This window comes from Paenibacillus sp. FSL R7-0204 (assembly GCF_038002225.1).
Classification (GTDB): domain Bacteria; phylum Bacillota; class Bacilli; order Paenibacillales; family Paenibacillaceae; genus Paenibacillus_AQ.
In genome coordinates, this window is record NZ_JBBOCA010000001.1 from 3,676,984 (window position 1) to 3,698,604 (window position 21,621).

The 21,621-nt window shown below is 52.6% G+C and carries 20 protein-coding genes and 2 riboswitches; of the genes, 17 read left to right on the plus strand and 3 right to left on the minus strand.

From position 1 onward, the window contains the following. Positions 1 to 390 precede the first annotated feature (390 nt). Positions 391 to 1,665: an APC family permease gene (locus MKX42_RS16350; protein WP_340753404.1), complete on the minus strand. Its 1,275-nt coding sequence runs from the start codon at positions 1,663 to 1,665 to the stop codon at positions 391 to 393. A 120-nt stretch (positions 1,666 to 1,785) separates the two neighbouring features. Here MKX42_RS16350 and MKX42_RS16355 point away from each other — a divergent pair, with 120 nt between their 5' ends. Together MKX42_RS16355 and MKX42_RS16360 are read left to right on the plus strand one after the other, a co-directional pair. Beyond that, positions 1,786 to 2,697: a LysR family transcriptional regulator gene (locus MKX42_RS16355; RefSeq protein ID WP_340753405.1), complete on the plus strand. Its 912-nt coding sequence runs from the start codon at positions 1,786 to 1,788 to the stop codon at positions 2,695 to 2,697. Positions 2,698 to 2,732: 35 nt separating this feature from the next. Continuing rightward, positions 2,733 to 3,662, plus strand: coding sequence for a tyrosine-type recombinase/integrase (locus tag MKX42_RS16360; protein WP_340753406.1), 930 nt, complete (start codon positions 2,733 to 2,735; stop codon positions 3,660 to 3,662). Between the two features lie 266 nt (positions 3,663 to 3,928). Here MKX42_RS16360 and MKX42_RS16365 read toward each other — a convergent pair whose 3' ends face one another. After that, positions 3,929 to 4,852, minus strand: coding sequence for an L-lactate dehydrogenase (locus MKX42_RS16365; RefSeq protein ID WP_340753407.1), 924 nt, complete (start codon positions 4,850 to 4,852; stop codon positions 3,929 to 3,931). 199 nt (positions 4,853 to 5,051) lie between these two features. Here MKX42_RS16365 and MKX42_RS16370 point away from each other — a divergent pair, with 199 nt between their 5' ends. The 13 genes from MKX42_RS16370 to murB all read left to right on the plus strand — a co-directional run bounded on the left by MKX42_RS16370 (position 5,052) and on the right by murB (position 19,418). Further along, entirely contained in the window at positions 5,052 to 6,437 is a 1,386-nt protein-coding gene (locus tag MKX42_RS16370) for an APC family permease (protein WP_340753408.1), read from the plus strand. Positions 6,438 to 6,522: 85 nt separating this feature from the next. Next, entirely contained in the window at positions 6,523 to 7,770 is a 1,248-nt protein-coding gene (locus MKX42_RS16375) for a WD40/YVTN/BNR-like repeat-containing protein (RefSeq protein ID WP_340753409.1), read from the plus strand. A 229-nt stretch (positions 7,771 to 7,999) separates the two neighbouring features. Beyond that, complete coding sequence (locus tag MKX42_RS16380) at positions 8,000 to 8,176, plus strand: hypothetical protein (RefSeq protein WP_340753410.1); 177 nt, start codon at positions 8,000 to 8,002, stop codon at positions 8,174 to 8,176. A gap of 174 nt (positions 8,177 to 8,350) precedes the next feature. Further along, positions 8,351 to 8,749, plus strand: coding sequence for a DUF2500 domain-containing protein (locus MKX42_RS16385; protein ID WP_340753411.1), 399 nt, complete (start codon positions 8,351 to 8,353; stop codon positions 8,747 to 8,749). A 242-nt stretch (positions 8,750 to 8,991) separates the two neighbouring features. Continuing rightward, entirely contained in the window at positions 8,992 to 9,414 is a 423-nt protein-coding gene (locus MKX42_RS16390; protein WP_036726550.1) for a cell wall hydrolase, read from the plus strand. Positions 9,415 to 9,534: 120 nt separating this feature from the next. Continuing rightward, positions 9,535 to 9,972, plus strand: coding sequence for a spore coat protein GerQ (gerQ, locus tag MKX42_RS16395; protein WP_445669380.1), 438 nt, complete (start codon positions 9,535 to 9,537; stop codon positions 9,970 to 9,972). 315 nt (positions 9,973 to 10,287) lie between these two features. Further along, positions 10,288 to 11,604 (plus strand): hemolysin family protein, encoded by a 1,317-nt coding sequence (locus tag MKX42_RS16400; protein WP_340753412.1) that lies wholly within the window; start codon positions 10,288 to 10,290, stop codon positions 11,602 to 11,604. A 179-nt stretch (positions 11,605 to 11,783) separates the two neighbouring features. Beyond that, complete coding sequence (locus tag MKX42_RS16405; RefSeq protein WP_340753413.1) at positions 11,784 to 13,703, plus strand: sensor histidine kinase; 1,920 nt, start codon at positions 11,784 to 11,786, stop codon at positions 13,701 to 13,703. Between the two features lie 93 nt (positions 13,704 to 13,796). Further along, entirely contained in the window at positions 13,797 to 14,555 is a 759-nt protein-coding gene (locus tag MKX42_RS16410) for a DsbA family protein (RefSeq protein WP_340753414.1), read from the plus strand. After that, positions 14,552 to 14,986, plus strand: a complete 435-nt coding sequence (locus MKX42_RS16415; RefSeq protein WP_340753415.1) for a disulfide oxidoreductase — start codon at positions 14,552 to 14,554, stop codon at positions 14,984 to 14,986. Before MKX42_RS16410 ends, MKX42_RS16415 begins: the two co-directional genes overlap by 4 nt. Positions 14,987 to 15,212: 226 nt before the next feature. Next, positions 15,213 to 15,372: riboswitch (cyclic di-AMP (ydaO/yuaA leader) on the plus strand. Between the two features lie 129 nt (positions 15,373 to 15,501). Further along, on the plus strand, positions 15,502 to 17,319 hold the full coding sequence (locus MKX42_RS16420; RefSeq protein WP_340753416.1) for an APC family permease: 1,818 nt from the start codon (positions 15,502 to 15,504) through the stop codon (positions 17,317 to 17,319). Positions 17,320 to 17,505: 186 nt separating this feature from the next. Continuing rightward, positions 17,506 to 18,312, plus strand: coding sequence for an ABC transporter ATP-binding protein (locus tag MKX42_RS16425; protein WP_340753417.1), 807 nt, complete (start codon positions 17,506 to 17,508; stop codon positions 18,310 to 18,312). Between the two features lie 191 nt (positions 18,313 to 18,503). Beyond that, the gene (murB, locus tag MKX42_RS16430) at positions 18,504 to 19,418 is read left to right on the plus strand and encodes a UDP-N-acetylmuramate dehydrogenase (RefSeq protein ID WP_340753418.1); all 915 of its coding nucleotides are present in this window, start codon (positions 18,504 to 18,506) and stop codon (positions 19,416 to 19,418) included. A gap of 196 nt (positions 19,419 to 19,614) precedes the next feature. On the opposite strand, the gene MKX42_RS16435 is transcribed toward murB, so the two are convergent. Continuing rightward, entirely contained in the window at positions 19,615 to 19,950 is a 336-nt protein-coding gene (locus tag MKX42_RS16435; RefSeq protein WP_340753419.1) for a hypothetical protein, read from the minus strand. Between the two features lie 194 nt (positions 19,951 to 20,144). On the opposite strand from MKX42_RS16435, the gene MKX42_RS16440 reads away from it, so the two are divergent. Together MKX42_RS16440 and queF are read left to right on the plus strand one after the other, a co-directional pair. Then, complete coding sequence (locus MKX42_RS16440) at positions 20,145 to 20,885, plus strand: ZIP family metal transporter (RefSeq protein WP_340753420.1); 741 nt, start codon at positions 20,145 to 20,147, stop codon at positions 20,883 to 20,885. Between the two features lie 72 nt (positions 20,886 to 20,957). Next, positions 20,958 to 21,001: riboswitch (PreQ1 riboswitch) on the plus strand. A gap of 83 nt (positions 21,002 to 21,084) precedes the next feature. Continuing rightward, the gene (queF, locus tag MKX42_RS16445; RefSeq protein WP_036726570.1) at positions 21,085 to 21,585 is read left to right on the plus strand and encodes a preQ(1) synthase; all 501 of its coding nucleotides are present in this window, start codon (positions 21,085 to 21,087) and stop codon (positions 21,583 to 21,585) included. Positions 21,586 to 21,621: the final 36 nt, after the last annotated feature.

The following is a 21,621-nucleotide window of genomic DNA, read 5'->3' on the forward strand; positions in this document are numbered from 1 at the left end:
CCAAATGTAGGCGAAAAACAGAATATAATTTGCAGGCATGCAGGTACACGGGCTGGATGCGCAGCCGCAGGTGACTTTCTTTAATGCACTTAAGAAATAACAAAAAGCAAAAAGAAGTGGAGGGGAAATTTGGAACTGGAGGTGCGAATGCGTCCGCCTGAAAGCTTTCCGCAGGAAAGCTCGCTATCTACAGCATAGGCTTGATTTGGATTTCTACCGCGAAGAGCGGTTATAATCAGGAAATCCAAACTGGGCAGCGGCTGGAGGGCCAAATGTTCACCGCAGCGACGACCAAGCTTCGAGTCCAGCCTTTAAGTAGGTAGCATTATAGTACCTTCGAGTCCAACTCCAAAGTGCGTAGCATTCCAAAGTGCGTAGCATTAAAGTCCCTCACCGCTCACCCACACGCCTAGCCCCGGATCTCAAATAGTCGACCCCGGCAAACACCACCGTAATCAGCAGCGGGTACAGAATCGCCCAGCCTGTGAACGGGAACACGGCCAGTGTGGCGGCAAAAGAAATGAAGCTGATCGTTACGCCTGCACGGCTGCCGCGCAAGAGGCGGATTCCGGCGGCGCAGCCTCCAATATAGGTAAGGATGAAGGTGGCGTTGGGGAAGGTAATCAGTGTGGTTATGGAGAGCGCCCCGCTGCCGTAGAGCGACAATATCAAGGTGAAGCAGAGCGCCAGGAAGCCGATTGCCCCCACAGGCGTCTGATAACGATTGGATAAAAGGCCCATCCAGCCCGGAGCATAACCTTGCCGGGACAAGGCATAAGCCACGCGTGAAGCCGCGCCTGCATAGGCAATAATCGTCGCTGTGCAGATGAAGAGGCCCGTGAGTCCGGCGATGAAGCCGCCCCATGCACCCAGCGGCTGGCTGATGATCCAGAGCAGGGAGCTATCTGCTCCGCCGTGCAGATAGCTCTGCGTACCAACGGTAGCAAGTGCCGAGAGAAAATACAGGACGCCAACAATGATGGCTGCGATGGTCACACCCTTAACCGCAGCCCGTTCAGGTTCCTTGAACTCTTCGGACAGATGCGAAACGGCTTCCCAGCCGATGAAGCACCAGAAGAGGATAGCCGCCGCCTGCCCGACACTCATCCAGCCATGCGGCGCAAATGGAGTGAAGTGGGCACGCTCCATCCCCGGAAGCGCAGCGCCAAAAGAGAAGACCAGTACGGCAACTATAGCGATCACCACAGCAATTTGCACTTTACCGGCGACCTGCATTCCGATCCAGTTCGTTAGGAGTCCAATGACCAGCATCCCGGCGGCAAGGGCGATTCTTGCCGGATCGCCCCAGCCCATCGCTGCGGTCATGTATCCTGCACCGGTCAATGCGGCGACTGGCGCGCCGATCGGAACGGACATCAGGAAGAACCAGCCGACCAGGGCCCCGGCCTTCGGCCCGAAGGCAAGCGTAACGAAGTGGGAGACGCCCCCGGCGTTAGGGAACTTGGCAGAGAGCAGGCCCATGGATAAGGCAAGCGGAAGAATAAGCAGAGTCATGAAGCCCCAGGCCAGCAGCGAAGCAGGGCCAGCCATCTCGGCTGCCAGTCCGGGTACAATTAATACCCCCGAGCCGAGGACAGCCCCGATGTATAAGGCAATAGCCTGAGGCATGCCGATGGTACGTTGTAACGAGTTGTGTTTCTTCATATGTATGATCCCGCTTTCCTTGTATTTAGTTATAGAGTATCAGATAATAGATCCATTGGAAAAACGGAATTATCAAATAACATCCATTCAAAAAACCGATGGATCAAAGGAAGGTCCGCTATGGAATCGAAGCATCTGTTCACTTTTCTCGTTGTGGTGGAGACCGGCAGCTTCACCCGCGCTGCGCAGAAGCTGGATTATGCCCAGTCCAGCATTACCGCTCAGATTCAGGCGCTGGAAGCAGAGCTGGGGCAGCCCCTGTTCGACCGGATCAGCAAAAAGATTATGCTTACCGATGCAGGCCGCCGCCTGCTGCCGTATGCACAGGAAATCTCCAAAATGCACACGATGGCTGAGAATGCCCTCCGGTCCGAGAGCGAAATAACCGGTTCGCTGCGGATTGGCGCACCGGAATCCCTTGCGGCCTTCCGGCTTCCCGGTATTATTAAGGATTTCCGCAGCCGTTATCCTCAGGTGCAGATAACCTTGAAGCCGGGAGCCTGCTGGGAGTTGACCGAATTCATCCGCTCAGGCGAACTGGATCTGGCCTTTCTGCTGCAGCCGGAAACAGAGTATAAGGATATGTACTGTGAGACGCTGATCCATGAAGCCATGGCTCTGGTGGCTCCCCTGGATCATCCGCTGCTGGAGCTTGCTGAAGTGGAGCCGCATCAGTTGAAGAACGTAACTATTCTGCATACCGAAGCGGGCTGCACCTATCGCACCTTGTTTGAACGTCATCTGAACAGCCACGGCGTCTTTCCTGATCCGAATCTGGAGTTCTGGAGCATTGAAGCGATCAAGCAGTGCGTGATGGCCGGACTTGGCCTCTCTTTTCTGCCGCAGATTACGGTGAAGCGCGAGCTGGCGGAAGGCAAGCTGGGCCGGCTGAACTGGAATGACCAATCGCAGCGGGTAGCCACCCAGATCGCTTACCATAACAAGAAATGGAAGTCTCCTGCGCTCAGCGAGTTCCTCAGAATGGTAGAGAAGCATGCTGCCGGATGGAGAGAAGCTGCTGCGGAGGAATGATATAATAGTTGTACTTAAGAGGGAGGGGACAGATCATGAATGAGCTGGAACTAACATACGAAGAAGAGCTGGAGGCCTTCCTGATCTGGATGAAGGATGCCGGTTATACAGCACACACCCAGAAATCCTACCTTGCCGATGTGCGGGAATTCCTGGACAGTCTGAACGGCAGGGAGCTCGGAACGGTGAAGAAGCTGCATGTGGTGTCCTACCTGACCTCGGTCCGTGAGCGGGGCGTCAGCGATGCCACCCGTAACCGTAAGCATGCTTCGGTCAACTGTCTGTTCAAGGCACTGTCCGAGCTGGAGCTGTTATCTATTAACCCGGCGGCAGGAATCAAGAAATCCAAAACCGACAAAAACCGTGAGCCGGTCTATCTGGAGGAGCAAGAGCTGGAGCGCTTCCTCGCGGCGGTGGACGGCAAGTACAGAAGCCGCAATCTGGCGGTCTTCCTGCTTATGTCCTATATGGGGCTGCGGGTAGGAGAAGTACATACGCTGAATCTGAGTGATTATAATGTAGATAGACGTTCCCTGCGGGTCTTTGGCAAAGGGCGCAAATGGCGGGGGATTCCGGTTCCGGAGGATGTGGCCCCGTATCTCGATCAAGCGATTGCGGACCGGCTGGTTCCTTGGCGCAGCACAGAAGAGGCGATGTTCATCTCGCAGAAGGGCCGCAGACTGTCGGTCCGGGGGATTCAGGGCATTGCTGCGGATACCTTCAGCCGCTTCCAGAGTGAGCTGCCCTCTTCCCAGCAACGAGCCTATTCGAGTCATAAGCTGCGTCATTCATTCGCCACTATGCTGCTGCGTAAAGGGGCAGATCTGCGGACCGTGCAGGAGCTGCTGGGTCACTCGTCCATTCAGACGACTACAGTATATACGCATATTACGAGCCGGGAGAAGGAAGAGGCGATGTCCCGACTGCAAATCAGCAGCGCTGATAAGCTGAGCGGCAGCCTGTAATCGGCGTGTCCAGCATTCATATCACTTGAACTATGAACTTTTGTTCATACCCTAACGCATAAATTACATGGAATGTGCATTTTTATGATGACAACTTGTCTATGAATTGCTACCATGAGAAAGGGAAAAACGGATTGTGAAATTAACCGCAACATTCACTTTAGTCGCTTAACGCGTCTTCGCGGTTTGTAAATGCTTGGATGCTTAGGTTTCAAAAAAAGGCCGCCAATCCCTGCGGATTGGCGGCCGGCTTGTTCCGGCTGAAATTACAGCTCCAGCTTGGCAATTTCACTCTTGAGCTTGTCAGCGGACTGCTGGAATAAGCTCTGTTCTTCTTCGCTGAGCGGAAGATCCAGTACCTCACGCACACCGGAGCGGTCCACAACACACGGAGCGCCGAGGAACACATCGGAGACGCCATTGTAGTTGTTCAGCAAGGTAGATACGTTCAGCACGGAGCCTTCATTGTTCAGGATGGATGATACAATGCGGTCCAGTGCGAGCGCAATAGCGTAGGAGGTTGATCCCTTGGCATCAATAATCTCGTAAGCGGCATTCTTCGTATCCTCGAAGATTTCTTTGCGTTCGGCTTCATCGAAGCCCAGATCAATCCCGGCGACATTGGCGAGACTCCAGACCGGCAGCTCGGAATCGCCATGCTCCCCGATGATCTGTCCATGAATGCTGCGCGGATCAATCTCCTTGTGCTTTCCTATCAGGTAACGGAAGCGGGCGCTGTCCAGTACCGTTCCTGAGCCGATAACCCGTCTGCGGTCGAAGCCGCTGATCTTCAGGGTGGCGTACGCCAGGATATCGACCGGATTAGTCGCAATCAGCAGGATGGCGTGATGGTTGTATTTCGTGATTTTCTGGATGATATCTTTGAAGATCGAGATGTTCTTGCGGAGCAGGTCGATCCGGGTTTCACCAGGCTTCTGGGAGGCTCCGGCGGTGACGATAATAATGTCGGCTTCACGGCAATCCTCATAGGTACCGGCCCATAGCTTCACGCCTCCTACAAAAGGCATACCATGGTTCATATCCAGCGCTTCACCAAGCGCCTTCTGGTGGTTCACATCGATCAGTACAAGCTCGGGCATGCGCTTACGCAGCAGCAGAGTATAGGCTGTAGTGGTTCCGACTGCACCGGTACCGATGACTACAACACGATTGGGCTTAAATGGGGCCATGTTAAATCTCCTCCAGCATTTGTATTTTGGTAGTATAAGGAAGGCAGAGCCGTTCCACTTGCTGTCCAATCTTATCCATCATAATCGCTAGGGATAGTGTTTTCAAGCTGTCCGCTTTTCATCCATTACCCGAAATAGGGTAAGCTAACTAAGGTTTTTCTATTATCCACTCAACCACTTGACAGGAGCGAACTGAAGTATGGATTTATTCCGCAAAAAACCGCTGGCCATTCCCCAGAATGCCGGAGCGGAGAAGCTTAGCAAAACACTGGGCGCCTTGGATTTGACGATGCTTGGGGTAGGCGCCATTATCGGCACCGGGATCTTTGTAATGACGGGTGTGGCTGCTGCGGAGCATGCCGGCCCGGGACTGGTGCTGTCCTTCATCATCGCGGGGATTGCCTGTGTGCTGTCCGCCTTGTGCTACTCCGAATTTGCTTCGACCCTGCCGGTATCCGGCAGTGCTTATGCCTACAGCTATGTGGCCTTCGGCGAATTGCTGGCCTGGGTACTCGGCTGGGATCTTGTCCTGGAATACGGGGTTGCTGCCGCAGCGGTAAGCAGCGGATGGTCTGGTTATTTCCAGGGGCTGCTGGAGGGCTTCGGTATACATTTGCCGACAGCTTTGTCTGGAGCGTATAATGCGGATAAGGGAACGTTCATCAATCTGCCTGCCGTCATTATTATCCTGCTGATCTCTTATCTGCTTACACGGGGGGTCAAGGAGACCGCCCGCTTCAACGCAGTTATGGTCGCAATCAAGATCTCCGTAGTGCTGCTGTTCATCATCACCGGTATTTTCTATGTGAAGCCGGAGAACTGGACACCCTTTCTGCCGTTCGGGATTCATGGCGTGATGAACGGTGCGGCTACTGTGTTTTTTGCCTATATCGGCTTTGATGCCATTTCAACCGCCGCAGAAGAAGTGAAGCGCCCGCAGCGTGATCTTCCGATCGGGATTATTTCATCCCTAGCTATCTGCACAGTCTTATATATCGCCGTCTCCCTAGTTCTGACCGGCATTGTGCCTTATCAGAGCCTGAATGTCAGCGACCCGGTATCTTTTGCCCTGCGGTTCGTGGGCCAGAATATGATTGCTGGACTGATCTCCATCGGGGCGATTGCCGGAATGACGACAGTTCTGCTGGTTATGCTGTTCGGCCAGACCCGGCTACTGTTCGCTATCTCGCGTGACGGGCTGCTGCCGAAGAGCTTGTCCAAGGTTAGCGCCAAGACGCATACCCCGGTGCGCAGCACCTGGATGGTGGGCAGCCTGATCGCTGTGCTTACCGGCTTCGTACCTTTGGACAGGCTGGCGAATCTGACGAGTATCGGTACCTTATTTGCCTTCCTGGTTGTATCACTCGGGGTCATTATGCTCCGCCGGACGAAGACAGATCTCAAGAGAGGCTTCCGGGTTCCTTGGGTTCCGCTGGTTCCGCTCCTTAGTGCGGCAGCCTGCGGCTACTTAATGTATAATCTCGGCAAAGAGACCTGGATCGGCTTCATAATCTGGGTTGCGTTCGGACTGGTGATCTACTCGTTGTATGGCTACAAACGCAGTAATCTGAATACGAAGAAATAATCTTTTAAATAATCATGAATGAAGAAAAGGAGAGAGCGCATTGTCAGCCAAAGCTTCATATTCCAAGATTCTAAGAGTGGCGTTGATGCTTCTTATGACTCTGCTGGTTCTCTCGGCCTGCTCGTCCGCCCCTCCGCCGGAGGCTACCCGGCCTCCTCAGCCGACTGAAGCGCCGGAAGAAGGGCAGATGATTACGGTCATCACCCCGGATAACAAGAATGTGGAACCCGAAAATGCAAAGAAATACCAGATTCAGACGCGGCTGACCGACTTCCGGCTGCTCAACCCCTCGGCAGGACTGGCCTGGGGGGTAACGCGCAACGAGCTGCGAATGTACATGACGCTCAATAACGGCAAGACCTGGGCGAATATCTCACCAGCTACGAATGTACAGTTTCTGAACAATCCGGTCTACGGCAAAGAGATTTTCTTCACCGACCCCGAGCATGGCTGGATTATCCGCAGTTCGTTCGGCTCCACCGAGACCGTGGTGCTGCGTACCACAGACGGGGGACACAGCTGGCAGATCTCTGCGTTCCCCGATTCCAACAAGCTGGCCTCTATCTACTTCAGCTCTGGTCTGAACGGCTGGCTGATGACCAAGTGGGATGCTAGTGCCACCAAAGAGAGCAAAGCCTTGTATGCTACCAAGGATGGCGGAGCCACCTGGAGTCTGATGATGCAGAATGAGCAGTATAATCCGAATCTGCCGACTAGTTCGATTCCGCATGCCGGGGTCACGACCGGGATGATCTTTAATGACGAGAGCCGCGGGTTTGTTATGCTGCAGACTGGCGCTCTGCCTAAGATCTATATGACCAGGGATGGAGGGGCGACCTGGGTACCCGGTTCGGAATTCCTGGTCAATGATAGCTTTGCCGGCTGTGACCGGGTGGTTACGGGTGTCCCTGAGTTCTTCGGGGAGAATGCGGCCGGGGGCTGGATGCCGGTCGGCTGTCAGAAGGACAAAGAAGGCAGCATGAGCTTTAACGGTTATTTTACCGCCAATGGGGGGGGGAATTGGAAGTTCACCACATTCGGGCGGCCGGCGCTCTCCGGCGTGAACCGGAATGTGGCCCCCGACTTCCTGAATGCCATGACGGGCTGGTCGCTGGAAGGTAACCTGCTCTATAAGACGGTGAACCAGGGAGTGACCTGGACGGCCCTCCCGGCCAGCACGGTGCTGCAGTCCAAGCTCTTGGAATATCCGGAGGTAGTGAAGCTGCAATTCATTTCAAGCGATGTCGGCTGGCTGCTGATCTCGAAGGACGAGGACCGCAAGTCGATCCTGCTTCAGACTACTAACGGCGGCGAGAGCTGGCGTGTAATGTAATACTCTGCAAGAGGTTGTCCGTTCTAACGGATAGCCTCTTTTTTTCACATTAGATGCGCTTAAAGGCCTCTACAATATAAGGAAAAATCTTATTTAAAATTTTCTTTAAAAATGTGAAAAAAATCACATGACAAATTCTGAATCCTGTGATATATTTAACACATAGAGAACAAGTTACTTTTTTCACAAACTTTCAAACAAACTTCCAACCCGAAGAGGAGAGATTACAATGACAACTTTTGAAACGAATTATATGACTAGAAACCTGATGCAACTGTGCTACAACTGCGATGACGCTCACCTGTGCCAGACTGAAGAACAATGCAAAGCCTGCTGGGCAGACAACGGCATGATGCCGGAAGAAACGAACGAAACCAGACAACTGTTAGACCTCGTACATGCTTAATGTAACCGCCACTCGGGTATTATAGAAGGCCATTTAAGTTCCCGGCAGTACCGGAACCTGAATGGTCTTTTTGCCGTTTCTACCGGTGCTGTCTTGCAGACAAGAGGCATATACATGTAGAGAAGCCTTTAGGGGCAGGTGTGCTAACTACTTGGGAATAAGGGGGAAGAGACAATGGGAACGGGGAGTGATCCATCCTGGCTGTTCGATTTTACAGGAACGGTATTGCCGGTCTTTCTCGCTCTGGTCGTGGGGATCATCGCTGTGTCAGCTGGCCGGGGATTGCTACAGTGGAGCCGGAACAATAAAGCCCCCCTGCAGTCCATTCCTGCCCGTATCGTGAGCAAGCGGACCGAAGTACGCCAGCAGCAGTCCCAGGAGGATAGTCTCTCCAGCCGGACCAGCACCACCTACTATCTGACCTATGAAGCTGAGGATGGAGTGCGCAGGGAATTTAAGGTGGAGGGACAGGAATACGGGATGAGCGCTGAGGGGGACCAAGGCATACTGACCTATCAGGGCACGCGGTATCATGGCTTTCAGCGGCGTACCTCTTACTCCACGGCGGAGTAGATAAGAATATGGCAATGTATTATAGATTGTAATTGTGACCCCCTGGTTCCCGTTGTGGAGCAAGGGGGTTTTTGGCGTGCCGCCAGCATGGGGACGGATGAAGAGGAGCAGGAAATTGGGCGCAGACTGTCACCTCTTGGGCGAATGCACATACAATACAGCGAGCAGCAAAAGAACAACGGAGAAAACAATAGTCTGCACAGCTTCACCCGTCAACGAAATGAATGCAAGGAGGAGAACGCGTGGCTGTCATCAAAACAAACTCGGAGGACGTAAGAGTGCTTGCACGGCTGATGCGGGCAGAGGCTGAAGAGGATGGAGAGTCAGGCATGCTGATGGTCGGCAATGTCGGCGTGAACCGGATTCTTGGCAATTGTCTGGATTTCAACAACATCCGCAGTGTGAACGACATGGTGTACCAGAGTCCCGGCGGCTTCGAAGCCCCGCAGAAGGGATACTTCTATCAACGGGCGCGGGAAGCCGATATCCGGCTGGCGAAACGTGCGATTGCCGGGGAGCGAACCTGGCCGGCCTCGAATGCGCTCTGGTTCTTCCGCCCTGTCGGCGACTGTCCGGCGACCTGGTACAATCAGCAGAATACCGGACGCTACAAGGCTCACTGCTTCTTCACTCCGACACAGGGAGATTGTCCGGCAGTATACTAGGCAAGACAAGGCAGTTATTACACTTTAGGAGGTAATCCGTACATGATCGTTCAACCGTACCGCCCAGTTCCTTATATGATGGGCAGCAATCCAGCAGGCAGCATGAACAATATGAATAATATGGAGAACATGAATAACATGAACAACATGGGGCACATCGGAAATATGGGGAAAATGGGAAACATGGGAAACATGGGGAACATGGTCGCTATGCCGCCTCAGGTCAGCAGCGGCAGTCCCATGATGCCTGGCGGCACGGTGGTCTCCACAGCCGCCCCTGTGTTTGAACAGTCCTACGTGGAGAACATTTTCCGCCTGAACCTGGGCAAGGTGGGCACCTTCTATTTCACATATGAGAACAACAAGGACTGGAATGCCAAGGTCTATACCGGGGTGCTGGAAGCTGCGGGCCGTGATCACCTGATTATCAGCGACCGGGCTACCGGACAGCGGGTGGTGCTGTTGATGGTTAACTTTGATTACGCCACTTTCGAAGAGCCGCTTGTCTATCAATATCCGGGCGTTGTCGGGAATCCGCTTGGAGTGCGCAACTGCTAATCCGCTTTTCAGGCCATTTATCCATAGATTCGCCCAAAAACGGCTGTCCGCCTTGGTTTGAGGCGGTCAGCCGTTACTTATGCTCCCGTACGTACATATGCTGTATTTTTCGAGGGGACACGCATGCTTGCTGTTTCACCTAATATATTTATATAATGAAAGTATTATTTATAATCCGTGATTTTGTATAGGAGATGAGGGCATTGGGGAATTGATACGCAAGGGTTCTCTTAGCGTAATCGAGTCTGACATTTTGAGCAAACGAAGGAGGTGGGCCTATCCAGCCGTACAGATTACGGTGGATAGGAGTATACATTGAGCGACCCTTTACCTGGTATATTACATGTAGGACTTATTATTTTGCTTGTGCTGCTTAACGGTTTTTTCGTTTCGGTGGAGTATGCAATGGTGAAGGTGCGCATCGGGCGCATCGAATCGCTGATTGAGGAAGGCAGCAAGAGAGCGCTGGCCGCAAGGAATATCGTTCATAATCTGGATGGATTTCTGTCGGCTTGCCAGCTTGGGGTAACCCTTGCTTCACTTGCACTGGGCTGGCTCGGAGAACCGGCCGTGGCTACGATTGTGGGGCCGCTGGTCAGAGGTCTGGGTTTTGATGAAACCACTGTATTTGTCATCTCTCTGATTATTGCCTTCATGTTCATCACGGTTCTCCATATCGTACTCGGCGAGCTTGCACCGAAGACCATTGCTGTGAACAAGGCTGAGGCAGTGCTTTTGTTAACTGCGGGACCGATGAACGTTTTCTACCGGATCATGTTTCCATTTATCTGGGTGGTTAACGGGCTGGCCCGGGGACTGCTGCGGATCTTCCGTCTGACGCCGGCTTCTGAGCTGGCTACTGCGCATACGGAGGAAGAAATCCGCATTCTGATGCAGGAGAGTAACAAAAGCGGCTTGATCGACAACACAGAAATGACGCTGGTGGATAATATTTTTGGATTTGCCGACACGATGGCCCGGGAGATTATGATTCCGCGTACCGAGATGATCTGTCTGAACACACATCTGGAGACGGAGGAGAATCTGGAGATTGCCTTCGATGGCATGAGAACCCGTTATCCGGTCTGTGACGGAGACAAGGACCATATTCTCGGCTTCATTCATATTAAGGATATGATCCGGGAGAAGGCGCCGGGCTATAATGAACTGATCCGTCCGATATTGACGGTACCGGAATCGATTCAGATCAGCAGCCTCCTGAAAGTCATGCAGCGTGCCAAGACCCAGATCGCCATTCTTATTGATGAGTACGGCGGCACCTCGGGGATGGTTACACTGGAGGATATTATGGAAGAGATTGTCGGGGAGATTCAGGATGAGTTCGACGAGGAGCGGCCCGGCATTGAGCAGCTGGGAGAGGATGAGTTCTCCGTTGACGGACTGATGCTGATTGAAGAGATTAATGACAAGCTCGGAATCCATATGGAGACTGATGATTATGATACGATCGGCGGCTGGCTGTATTCCAAGCTGGAGGTCAATCCGCCGCAAAAGGGCCAGTCCATTGAGTTCGACAATCATTTATTCGTGGTCGAAGAAACCGATAATAAGCGGATTTCCCGGATTAAGCTGCTGAAGCTGCAGTTATTGACGGAAGAAGCCGGAGCATAAGTTGCTGCATACAATATGAGCATGGCGCTACTATAGCGCTATGCTTTTTTGTTATTATAAGATTTTTTGTCATTATAAGGATGAATGCTTCTGGGCTTTCTGCGATTCGGCCGGATTTAAGGCGGGTAAGGAAGTGTAAATACATGTAATCTATCCGTTTCAAGAAAGGGGCGGGAGTGTTGGAGCATCCTTTTAACACATACAATGATCTGCTTGTCCTCTTGTCGGTTGCGATAGCCTTTCTCTCCTGCTTCACGGCGCTCGATCTGACGGAACGTCTGCTTCGCGGCCAGCGGAGCTCCCGGTTCATCCTGCTCATCTCCCTGGTGCTTGGCACAGGCCTGTGGAGCATGCATTTCATCGGGATGCGCGCAATGGATATGGCCGTTCCGGTATCATATAATCTGCCATTACTGGCGTTCTCTTTAGTGATTCCCGTGGCAGCTTCTTATATGCTGTTAGTTATGCTGAATAACCCGCACACCCGCAGCAGGGTCTACCTGGCTCTGGGCGGTCTCTTGTTCAGCAGCGGCATCCTGATTATGCATTTCAGCGGTATTCTGTCGATGAGACTAACGGCAACGTATGAGCAAGGCGCCTTCTCTATTACACTGGCGGTATTGTTCGCTCTGATCGTCCCGGTGGTCACCGCATCCTATGATCCGAAGTGGCTGGAGCAGGCCTACAATATGTTTAGCTTCAAAAAGCTGCTGCTTGTCCTGACCCTGACCGGCGCGTTCACAGGCATCCATTACGCTGCCATGGCGGGCGCTTCATTCCCTCTGGGAGCACCATCCAGTGCAGCCGCACACGTGCTCTATTTGCAGGATTCGATACTGGGAATGATCCTCTGCGGCTCCTTCCTGTTCATTGTGTCGATCGTCCTTGCTCTGCTGTACAGGGACCGGCAGCGGGTGCTCCAGTCAGCGGCCTTCAATGAGCAGCGCTATACTGCGCTGTTCGAGCATAACCCTGATATGGTGATCTGCATTGATCCTGCTCGCAAGAAGATTATCAGTGCTAATCCTGCTCTGCGGGACATTACCGGATATAGTAGCGAAGAACTGGGGAATTATAAGGCGATACTGTACAGCGAACGGGATGAAGCGGCTGTACGGGATGCCATAACGCGTGCTTCACGGGGGCAGTCCTCCAAGCTGGAGCTGAAGGTCCGGAGCAAAGGCGGGGAGCAGCTGATCTGTAGTGTCACCGTCTTTCCTTTGCTGCATCATACGGAGCAGTGGGTCTATATCGTGGCCGAGGATGTGACTGCCCTGATGAAGTATCAGTATGAGCTGCTGGAGGCGAGGGATGCTGCGGAGAGTGCTGTGACGATGAAAAGCGAGTTCCTGGCCACGATGAGCCATGAGATCCGCACACCGCTGAACGGCATTATCGGCGTCAACCAGCTGCTGGCCGAGGAGATCAGCAATCCTGAGCATCTGGAGCTCCTGCGGCTTCAGAGTACAAGCAGCCACGCTCTGCTGCATGTGATGAGCGATATTCTCGATATCTCCAGGCTAGAGGCGGATGGCCTCTTGCTGAACAAAGATACTTTCGGGCTGAAGGCTTTGCTCCAAGGTTGTATGGATCTGTTCACGGTGAGCACACAAGACAAGCCGTTATCTCTGGAGCTTGTAATCGAAGAGGGGCTTCCCGACAAGTTCACCGGGGATGCTGCGCGTGTCCGCCAGATTCTGATCAATCTGATCGGCAATGCGGTGAAATTCACGCCATCCGGTACGGTAACGGTGAAGGTGGAGTCCTATGGCGTCAGGGAGACCGCTCAGGCGCTGCAATTCATGGTGCGCGACACCGGCATTGGTATCTCCCCGGATAAGCTTCAGCTGCTCTTCCAGTCCTTCTCCCAGGTGGACGGGTCGCATACCCGCAAATACCCCGGCACGGGTCTGGGTCTTGCGATCTGCAAGAAGCTGGTAGACCTGATGCAAGGGGAGATCTGGGCAGAACCGGCAGAGGGTGGCGGCACACAATTCTTCTTCAGGATTAAGCTGCAGTCGCAGGAGCATTCCCCGGAGATATTCTTCGGCAAGGATACCGGGGAAGGGGAGCCAGCAGACGAGAACGAAGCCGTATAAGACAGCGATTGCCAACAAGAGAGTTAACATTATATAATTTGAAAGTAACTATTCTTTTATCACGACAGTCCTGAGGACGGAAAGGAACTCTCTTTGAGCAAAACAAAAAAGAACAATGTCATGGCTCCCCAGATGAGCAAGCAGGAGAAGCGCAGGGCAGAGCAGGAACAGCAGAAGCAGAAAACGAGAATTCTGATCGTGAGTACGGTAGCTATTGTCGTTATTATTTTTGTAGGCTTATTCATGCTGGCTTCGAAGGACTCTTCGCCTGCCGGTACAGACAGTAAGCCGGTTGCCTTCAATTACAGCGAAATGATGCGGCTTGGCAAGGAGGATGCTCCGGTCAAAATTGTGGAATTCGGCGATTTCAAATGCCCGGCTTGCGCCCAGTTCACCGGTGTGATCAAACCGCAGATCGTTCAAGGTTATGTGGACCAAAATAAAGCAGCCTTCTATTTCGTGAATCTGGCCTTCCTCGGCACGGATTCCAGAACGGCCTCCCTGGCAGCGTTATCGGTGTATCATCAGAACCAGGAAGCGTTCTGGAAGTATTTCGATGCGATCTATGCCAATCAGGGAAATGAAGATAAGGAGTGGGCTACACCTGACTTCATGGTGAGTCTTGCCAAGCAGCTGGAGCTGCCGGTGGATTATGACCTGATGCGCAAGGATATTGATGACCGTACCTATGAGAAGGAGCTGGACCGGGATATTAAGCTGGGCACCGATACAGGCGTAACGAATACGCCATCCCTGTTCGTGAACGGCATCAAGGTGAAAGAGCCGTTCAATATGGAGGCGATTGACGCCCAGATTCAGGCAGCAGCAGCGGGAACAGGGGCCGCCCAATGACCGCCTTCTCTGCCTTCTGCCGGCGTAATTGTCTGTACTTGGCCTGGTTCGTCTGTGTGGTAGCTGTAGCGGGCAGCCTGTATCTCAGTGAGGTCCTGCATTACGAGCCCTGCAAGCTGTGCTGGTTCCAGCGGATCTTCATGTACCCGCAGCTGTTCCTGCTGGGGATCGCCACCTACCGGGCGGACAAGCGGATCATTCCTTATGTGCTTCCTCTTAGTCTGATCGGCGGCTGTATCTCTATTTATCATTATGCAGAGCAGAAAATTCCGGCGCTCAGCAAGGTGCTTCCCTGCACCATCGGCGTACCGTGCAACAAGGATTATCTGAATTGGTTCGGATTTGTAACGGTCCCTCTGCTTGCACTTATAGCCTTTGCCTTAATCTCCATTCTGCTCTGGACAGGACGCAAAGAGGAGCCAGCGGAGTAAGAAGCTGAGGGGCAGAAGGAAGAGAAGAGAATGCCCTTAATTTTAGTGAAAAATAATATACAAAAACCCTGTAAAATCACGTGTTAAAGGGATAATGAAAGAGAATGAAAGATCAAGACATACCGGATGATGAATTTGGTTGTTTTGAGTGCTTTTCATTCTTTTTTCATTTGTTTCCACGCTTTACGGAAGTCGCATTGTAGCTTAATATTAGTCCTTGTGAGAAGTTGAATATGCGCTGAATTTTCCGGAAGGAAAAACGGGGGAACCACACTTTGGCCAAGGCCAAAAGGGGTGAATCGGAGCAGGCCGCAAGGGCTGTAACCGTAGGGCTACCACAGTCCGAATCCGCCAGCTAACCTCGTAAGCCAGCAGTGGGATAATGACCATGCACTCGAAGGCATGCGGATCATTTCCGTATGCTTATTTTGGTGCCTGCATTTATGAAATCCACTTATGAAAACAGCGCAGGGAAAGCCCGTTTCAACTTAACCAAGAGAGGAACTGTTACTACAATGGTAAGCAAGGTTAAACGACTATTGATCGGGCGTCCGATGAAGTCGAACGAACTCGATCATGAAAAGTTATCCAAGGTGAAAGCACTGGCTGTCCTGTCTTCTGATGCACTCTCGTCTGTAGCCTACGGAACAGAACAAATTCTGATTGTACTGGTGGCCGCCGGATTCACCGCTATCTGGTACTCCTTGCCAATCGCATTAGCCGTACTGGGCTTGCTGGCCATTCTGATCCTGTCCTACCGGCAGACGATATTCGCTTATCCGCAGGGCGGAGGTGCTTATATTGTAGCCAAAACCAATCTTGGGGTGCATACGGGGCTTCTGGCCGGCGGCTCGCTGCTGGTGGATTACATTCTGACGGTGGCGGTAAGCGCCTCGGCGGGGACAGATGCGATCACTTCAGCTTTTCCAAATCTGCATAATCATAGTGTCCTCATAGCGGTATCTGTTATCGTACTCTTAACGATTGTTAATCTGCGCGGGGTGACCGAATCGGCTTCGTTCATCGCCATCCCTGTCTATCTGTTCGTTGTTTCCATCTTCGTGCTCATCATCTCGGGGGTCTTCAAATATATGACCGGCGGCGCCCATGCCCACGTTCCTGAGATTGGCTCGGCGGTATCGAACGTGAGTATGTTCCTGCTGCTGAAGGCCTTCAGCTCCGGCTGTTCGGCTCTGACCGGGGTTGAGGCAGTCTCCAATGCCATTCCTAACTTCAAAGCACCGGCGGAGAAAAATGCAGCTAAAACGCTGATGCTCATGGGCCTCATTCTCGGGGTGATGTTCACGGGCATTACGCTGCTCGCTTACTGGTACGGCATCATGCCCGATGAGAAGGCTACCGTGGTCTCACAGATTACCGAATCTACCTTCGGGCGCGGCGGACTGTACTTCTTCATCCAGGGGATTACTGCGGTTATCCTGTTTCTGGCAGCCAACACGGCGTACTCAGCCTTCCCGCTGCTGGCGTTCATGTTCGCCAAAGACAAATATCTGCCCCATGCCTTCATGGTGCGCGGCGACCGGCTGGGCTTCTCCAACGGTATTATTTTCCTCGGCGTGATGTCGGCAGTGCTGGTAGCGGCATTTCACGGGAATACAGAAGGACTCATCCCATTATATGCAGTAGGGGTATTCATTCCGTTCACGCTGTCGCAGCTAGGCATGATGGTCCAATGGTACAGAACGAAGCCGCAAGGCTGGCAGAGCAAGTTCGCCGTGAATACGGTCGGGATGCTCACCACGTTAACGATCACCATGATCTTCATCATCACCAAATTCTCCAGCGTGTGGATGGCCTTCATTTTCCTGCCGGTCGTCATTATCGTGTTCCACCGGATTCACCGTCATTATATGAATATTGCCGATCAGCTGCGGATTTGTCCGGCAACCGATAAGCCTTGTATCAAAGGAAGCACCGTAGTCGTTCCGGTCGCCGGTGTGACCCGCGCTGTACTGCATTCGATCAGCTATGCGAAGTCATTGACGGATAATGTGGTCGCTGTATATGTAGGTTTCGATGAAGAAGAGATTCACAAGATGGAGCAGAAGTGGGAGGAGTGGAACCCCGGCGTACGCCTGATCGTCCTGCGTTCCCGCTACCGCAGCATTATCCGCCCGCTGGTGAAGTTCATCGATACAGTAGAGTGGAAGACCTCTTCAACGGATCATATTACCGTCCTGATTCCGCAATTCGTGACCAAGCACTGGTGGCAGGCGGTGCTGCATAATCAGACCAGCTTGTTCATCCGTTCATATCTGATGAATCAGAAGGACATTGTCATCGCCACGGTTCCTTTCCATCTGCATAAATAATATAGAAGATTATAGGAAGACGGCTGTTTCTGCTTCATGCGGAGGCGGCCGTTTTTACGTTTTAGTTGACAGAGATAATGAGAATCAATATCATCAATCTATAAGCAATAAATGAGCTTGTCTGTTTTATAGCTAAATTATAATAGAGGAGCCTTGCTCCATTACATTTATACGAGGAGTGTTATCATGTCGGAACGTTTAAATACAGAGCAGCTGAGCATCGGATATGCGGAGACTATGATTGTGAAGGGGCTGAACCTGTCGCTTCCGACAGGGAAGATTACGGCGCTTGTCGGGGCGAACGGCTCGGGGAAATCCACGATTCTGAAGACAATGGCCCGGATCATGAAGCCGAAGAGCGGGAGTGTCATGCTTGACGGGAAGTCTATTCACAATCTCTCCACCAAAGAGGTGGCCCGCCAGCTGGCGATTCTGCCGCAGAATCCTACTGCCCCGGACGGCTTAACGGTATCTGAGCTGGTAGGGTATGGACGGTATCCGCATCAGAAGGGCTTCGGCAGCCTGACGCCTGAAGACCGCAGCATTATTGCCGATGCGATTGCGCTGACCGGCATGAATGAATTCCGTGACCGGCCGATTGACCGCCTCTCCGGCGGACAGCGGCAGCGGGCCTGGATCGCCATGGCACTGGCACAGCAGACAGATATTCTGTTCCTTGATGAGCCGACGACCTTCCTGGATATGGCCCATCAGCTGGAGGTGCTTCAGCTGCTGCAGAAGCTGAATGAGCAGGAAGGCCGGACGATCATTATGGTTGTCCATGATTTGAACCATGCCTCCCGTTACGCACAGCACATGGTAGCGATCAAATCCGGCAATGTGATCAGCGAAGGCGCTCCGAACGAGGTAATGACACCGGCGGTGCTGCGTGAGGTATTCGGCATTGAGGCGGATATTGTACCTGATCCGCGTACAGGTGTGCCGCTGTGTTTGCCTTATGAGCTGGCTGCGTACAAAGCAGCCGGGCTGTAGGAGGAGGAGCGGCTGGCGAATAGGGTATAATTGGGAATTTCGAAACATAATAATGCTGTATGCAGCTTCGTAACAGGCTCCTGTCATTGACAAGGGAGCCTGTTCGTTGTTAAAGTTGTGGTTGCTGAAGCCGTAATTAACCGGCAGCGAGCACGACCATTATCTTGTTTATAGAGTTAGGAGCATGAAGAATGAATATTGACAACATATATGAGGATTTGCAGCCGCTTGTTACAGCAGGCTCACTGAAACGCCGGGAGAGCCTTAAGAATCTGGTCTATACCCGCATGGGCGGCGAAGCAGATATTTTGGCTGCTCCTGTTACATATGAAGAGATCCAGAGCATCTATGCTTATGCCCAGGATCATCAGATCCCGCTTACGATTCTCGGCAACGGCTCCAATGTCATTATCCGGGACGGAGGCATCCGCGGCATCGTGCTCCAGACCTCGGATCTGTCCGGGATGGGCATCCGTGACGGGCTGCTCTATGCGCAGTGCGGGGCGAAGATTATCGATGTCTCAAGCTATGCGCTGGAGCAGAAGCTGACTGGTCTGGAATTCGCCTGCGGCATCCCGGGCACGGTAGGCGGGGCATTGTATATGAATGCCGGAGCTTATGGCGGTGAAGTGAAGGATGTGCTGGACAGTGCGCTCGTGATCGACCGGAAAGGCCATCTCCTCACCCTGCACAGCGATCAGCTGCAATGGGGATACCGCAGCAGCATCTTCGCCAGCGGACAATATATTGTACTGGAGGCGAGATTCAAGCTTCTGCCAGGCGATCCTGCCGCGATTAAGGCGTCCATGGATGAGTTAACCTATCTGCGGGAATCGAAGCAACCGCTGGAGTATCCGTCCTGCGGCAGTGTATTTAAGCGGCCGCCGGGCCGGTTCGCGGGGCAGCTGATTCAGGAGAGCGGACTCCAGGGGACGCGCATCGGCGGCGCTGAGGTCTCACGCAAGCATGCGGGCTTCATTATCAACGCCGACAACGCGACAGCCAGCGATTATATCGGATTGATCCAGCATGTACGCTCAGCGGTGAAGCACAAGTTCGATGTGGAGCTGGAGACGGAAGTGGAGATTATCGGGGAAGAACTATAGACGATAGTTTTTGCCAAGTTTAACCGACTTTGCCGTCCTTTTAAAGGACGATGCCGTTTCGGCGAGAAATAGAAGGATAATTTATAGCGTGAAAAACATAAATTCTTATATTTGAAAAGAGGGTGCAGTCCTAAGCCGGAATGTAGGCTTAGACCTGCACCCTCTTTAGATTCTTACGGCCGGAGCCACCGGATAATCAGCTTACGGCCAGCGAATATTTCGCCCGGCTCGTCTGCAGATCCACCTTGGCTTCGGACACTTCTTGAAGCTGCAGCCCGCTTACGGCCAGCTCATATCCCGGCTGCGGCAGGGGCACCAGCTCTCCATCGGCATTCAGGGTACTGCCTGTACCGCGCAGAATGACCGCACTATCCAGATAATTATCAATGACATCGTCAGCGTTCCGGTAGTCTACGGTCTCCAGCTTGAAATGGACGGTGTCGAGATCATCCAGCTCCCGTTTTTCGATGACAAGCGTTGTGTCCTTACGGGCTTCCAGCCAATCGATAAGCTTCTGTACGTTTGCTTCCATAGTATGATCCCATCCTTCGGTTAATAGAGATTGTTAATTCTAAGTTACCCCTTTCAATGCAATTGAATCCGAACAATTTGCTGTCCATATATATATTAATTGTACTATGCAGGGTGTTTGCCTTCCTTCATTCGTGTGTAAACTATTCTTATGCATTGTAAGGATGCCAATATCTTAGTAAGAAGGTGAATCCAATGGGGAACGCATTATTATGGGGCGCAGTCTCCGGCTCGGCGGTCTTGATTGGCGCTCTTTTGGCCTTATTCCTGCGGATTAAAAGCAAGCTGATCGGCTTCATCATGGCGTTCGGTACCGGGGTGCTGATTGGCGCGGCGGCGTATGAATTGCTAGAGGATTCTGCCAGTGAAGGCGGGCTGGCCCCGACGATTATCGGGTTCACCGCCGGAGCACTGGTGTTCACGCTGTTTGACTGGCTGATCTCGCGAAAGGGCGGAGCCGGACGCAAGCGCTCAGCCAGAGCGTCTTCAGGGAAGGGCGATGCCAAGGGCGGAGGTCTGGCTATTTTTGCCGGAACGGTACTGGATGCGATTCCTGAATCGATCATGATCGGCGCAAGTCTCATTGCGGGTCAAGGCGTTAGCGTACTGTTAGTCATTGCCATCTTCATCAGCAATATTCCCGAGGGCTTGTCCAGCACGGCTGGACTGAAGCAGGACGGCTATGGCAAAGGCAAGATTATGCTGCTGTGGCTCGGCGTACTCGCTATCTCCACACTGGCCTCAGGGGCGGGGTATGCGTTCATGGATCACGCAAGCAGTTATACGGAAGCGGTGATTGCCTCTTTTGCCGGAGGAGGAATTATTGCCATGGTGTCCTCCAGCATGATGCCTGAAGCCTACGAAGAAGGGGGGCCGCTCACGGGGTTCATCGCTGCGATGGGACTGCTGTGCTCGCTGATTCTGGATCAGCTGTGAGGGTTGTCAAGCCCGCTGCAATCATGGTATAGTTCAAGACGCACCAAGATAAAGAAGGAATCTGCGCCGCGCGCAGGAGAGGTTCGCGAACTCCCTCTATAAAAAACTAAGCTATTTTTAGTAGAGCCAGGTTTTCGAAATCTCGTTCTTCTTTCCAGTTCAGGCCATGAGCCTAGGGAAAAGAGAGGGGTTTTTTGTCATGTCAGAAGGCAGAATGCAAGAGGAAATGCAGGAGGTTACCCTGCTGGGCAACCAAGGCACGCAGTACAAGTTCGGCTATGATCCGGGGATTCTGGAGGCGTTCGATAACAAGCATCCCGGCCGCGATTATTTCGTCAAATTCAACTGTCCCGAGTTCACCAGCCTGTGTCCCGTGACCGGTCAGCCGGATTTCGGGGTGATGTATATCTCGTACATTCCTGATATCCGAATGGTGGAATCGAAGTCACTGAAGCTCTATCTGTTCAGCTTCCGCAATCATGGGGATTTCCATGAGGACTGTGTCAACATTATTATGAATGATCTGATCTCGCTGATGGAGCCGCGTTATATCGAAGTGTGGGGCAAATTCACGCCGCGCGGCGGCATTTCCATCGATCCTTACTGCAACTGGGGGCGTCCGGGAACCAAATATGAGGCGATGGCCGAGCACCGGCTGATGAATCATGACCTGTATCCCGAGAAAGTGGACAACCGTTAATCCGCAGGAACCAGCTTCGCAGAGCAATCAGGAGGA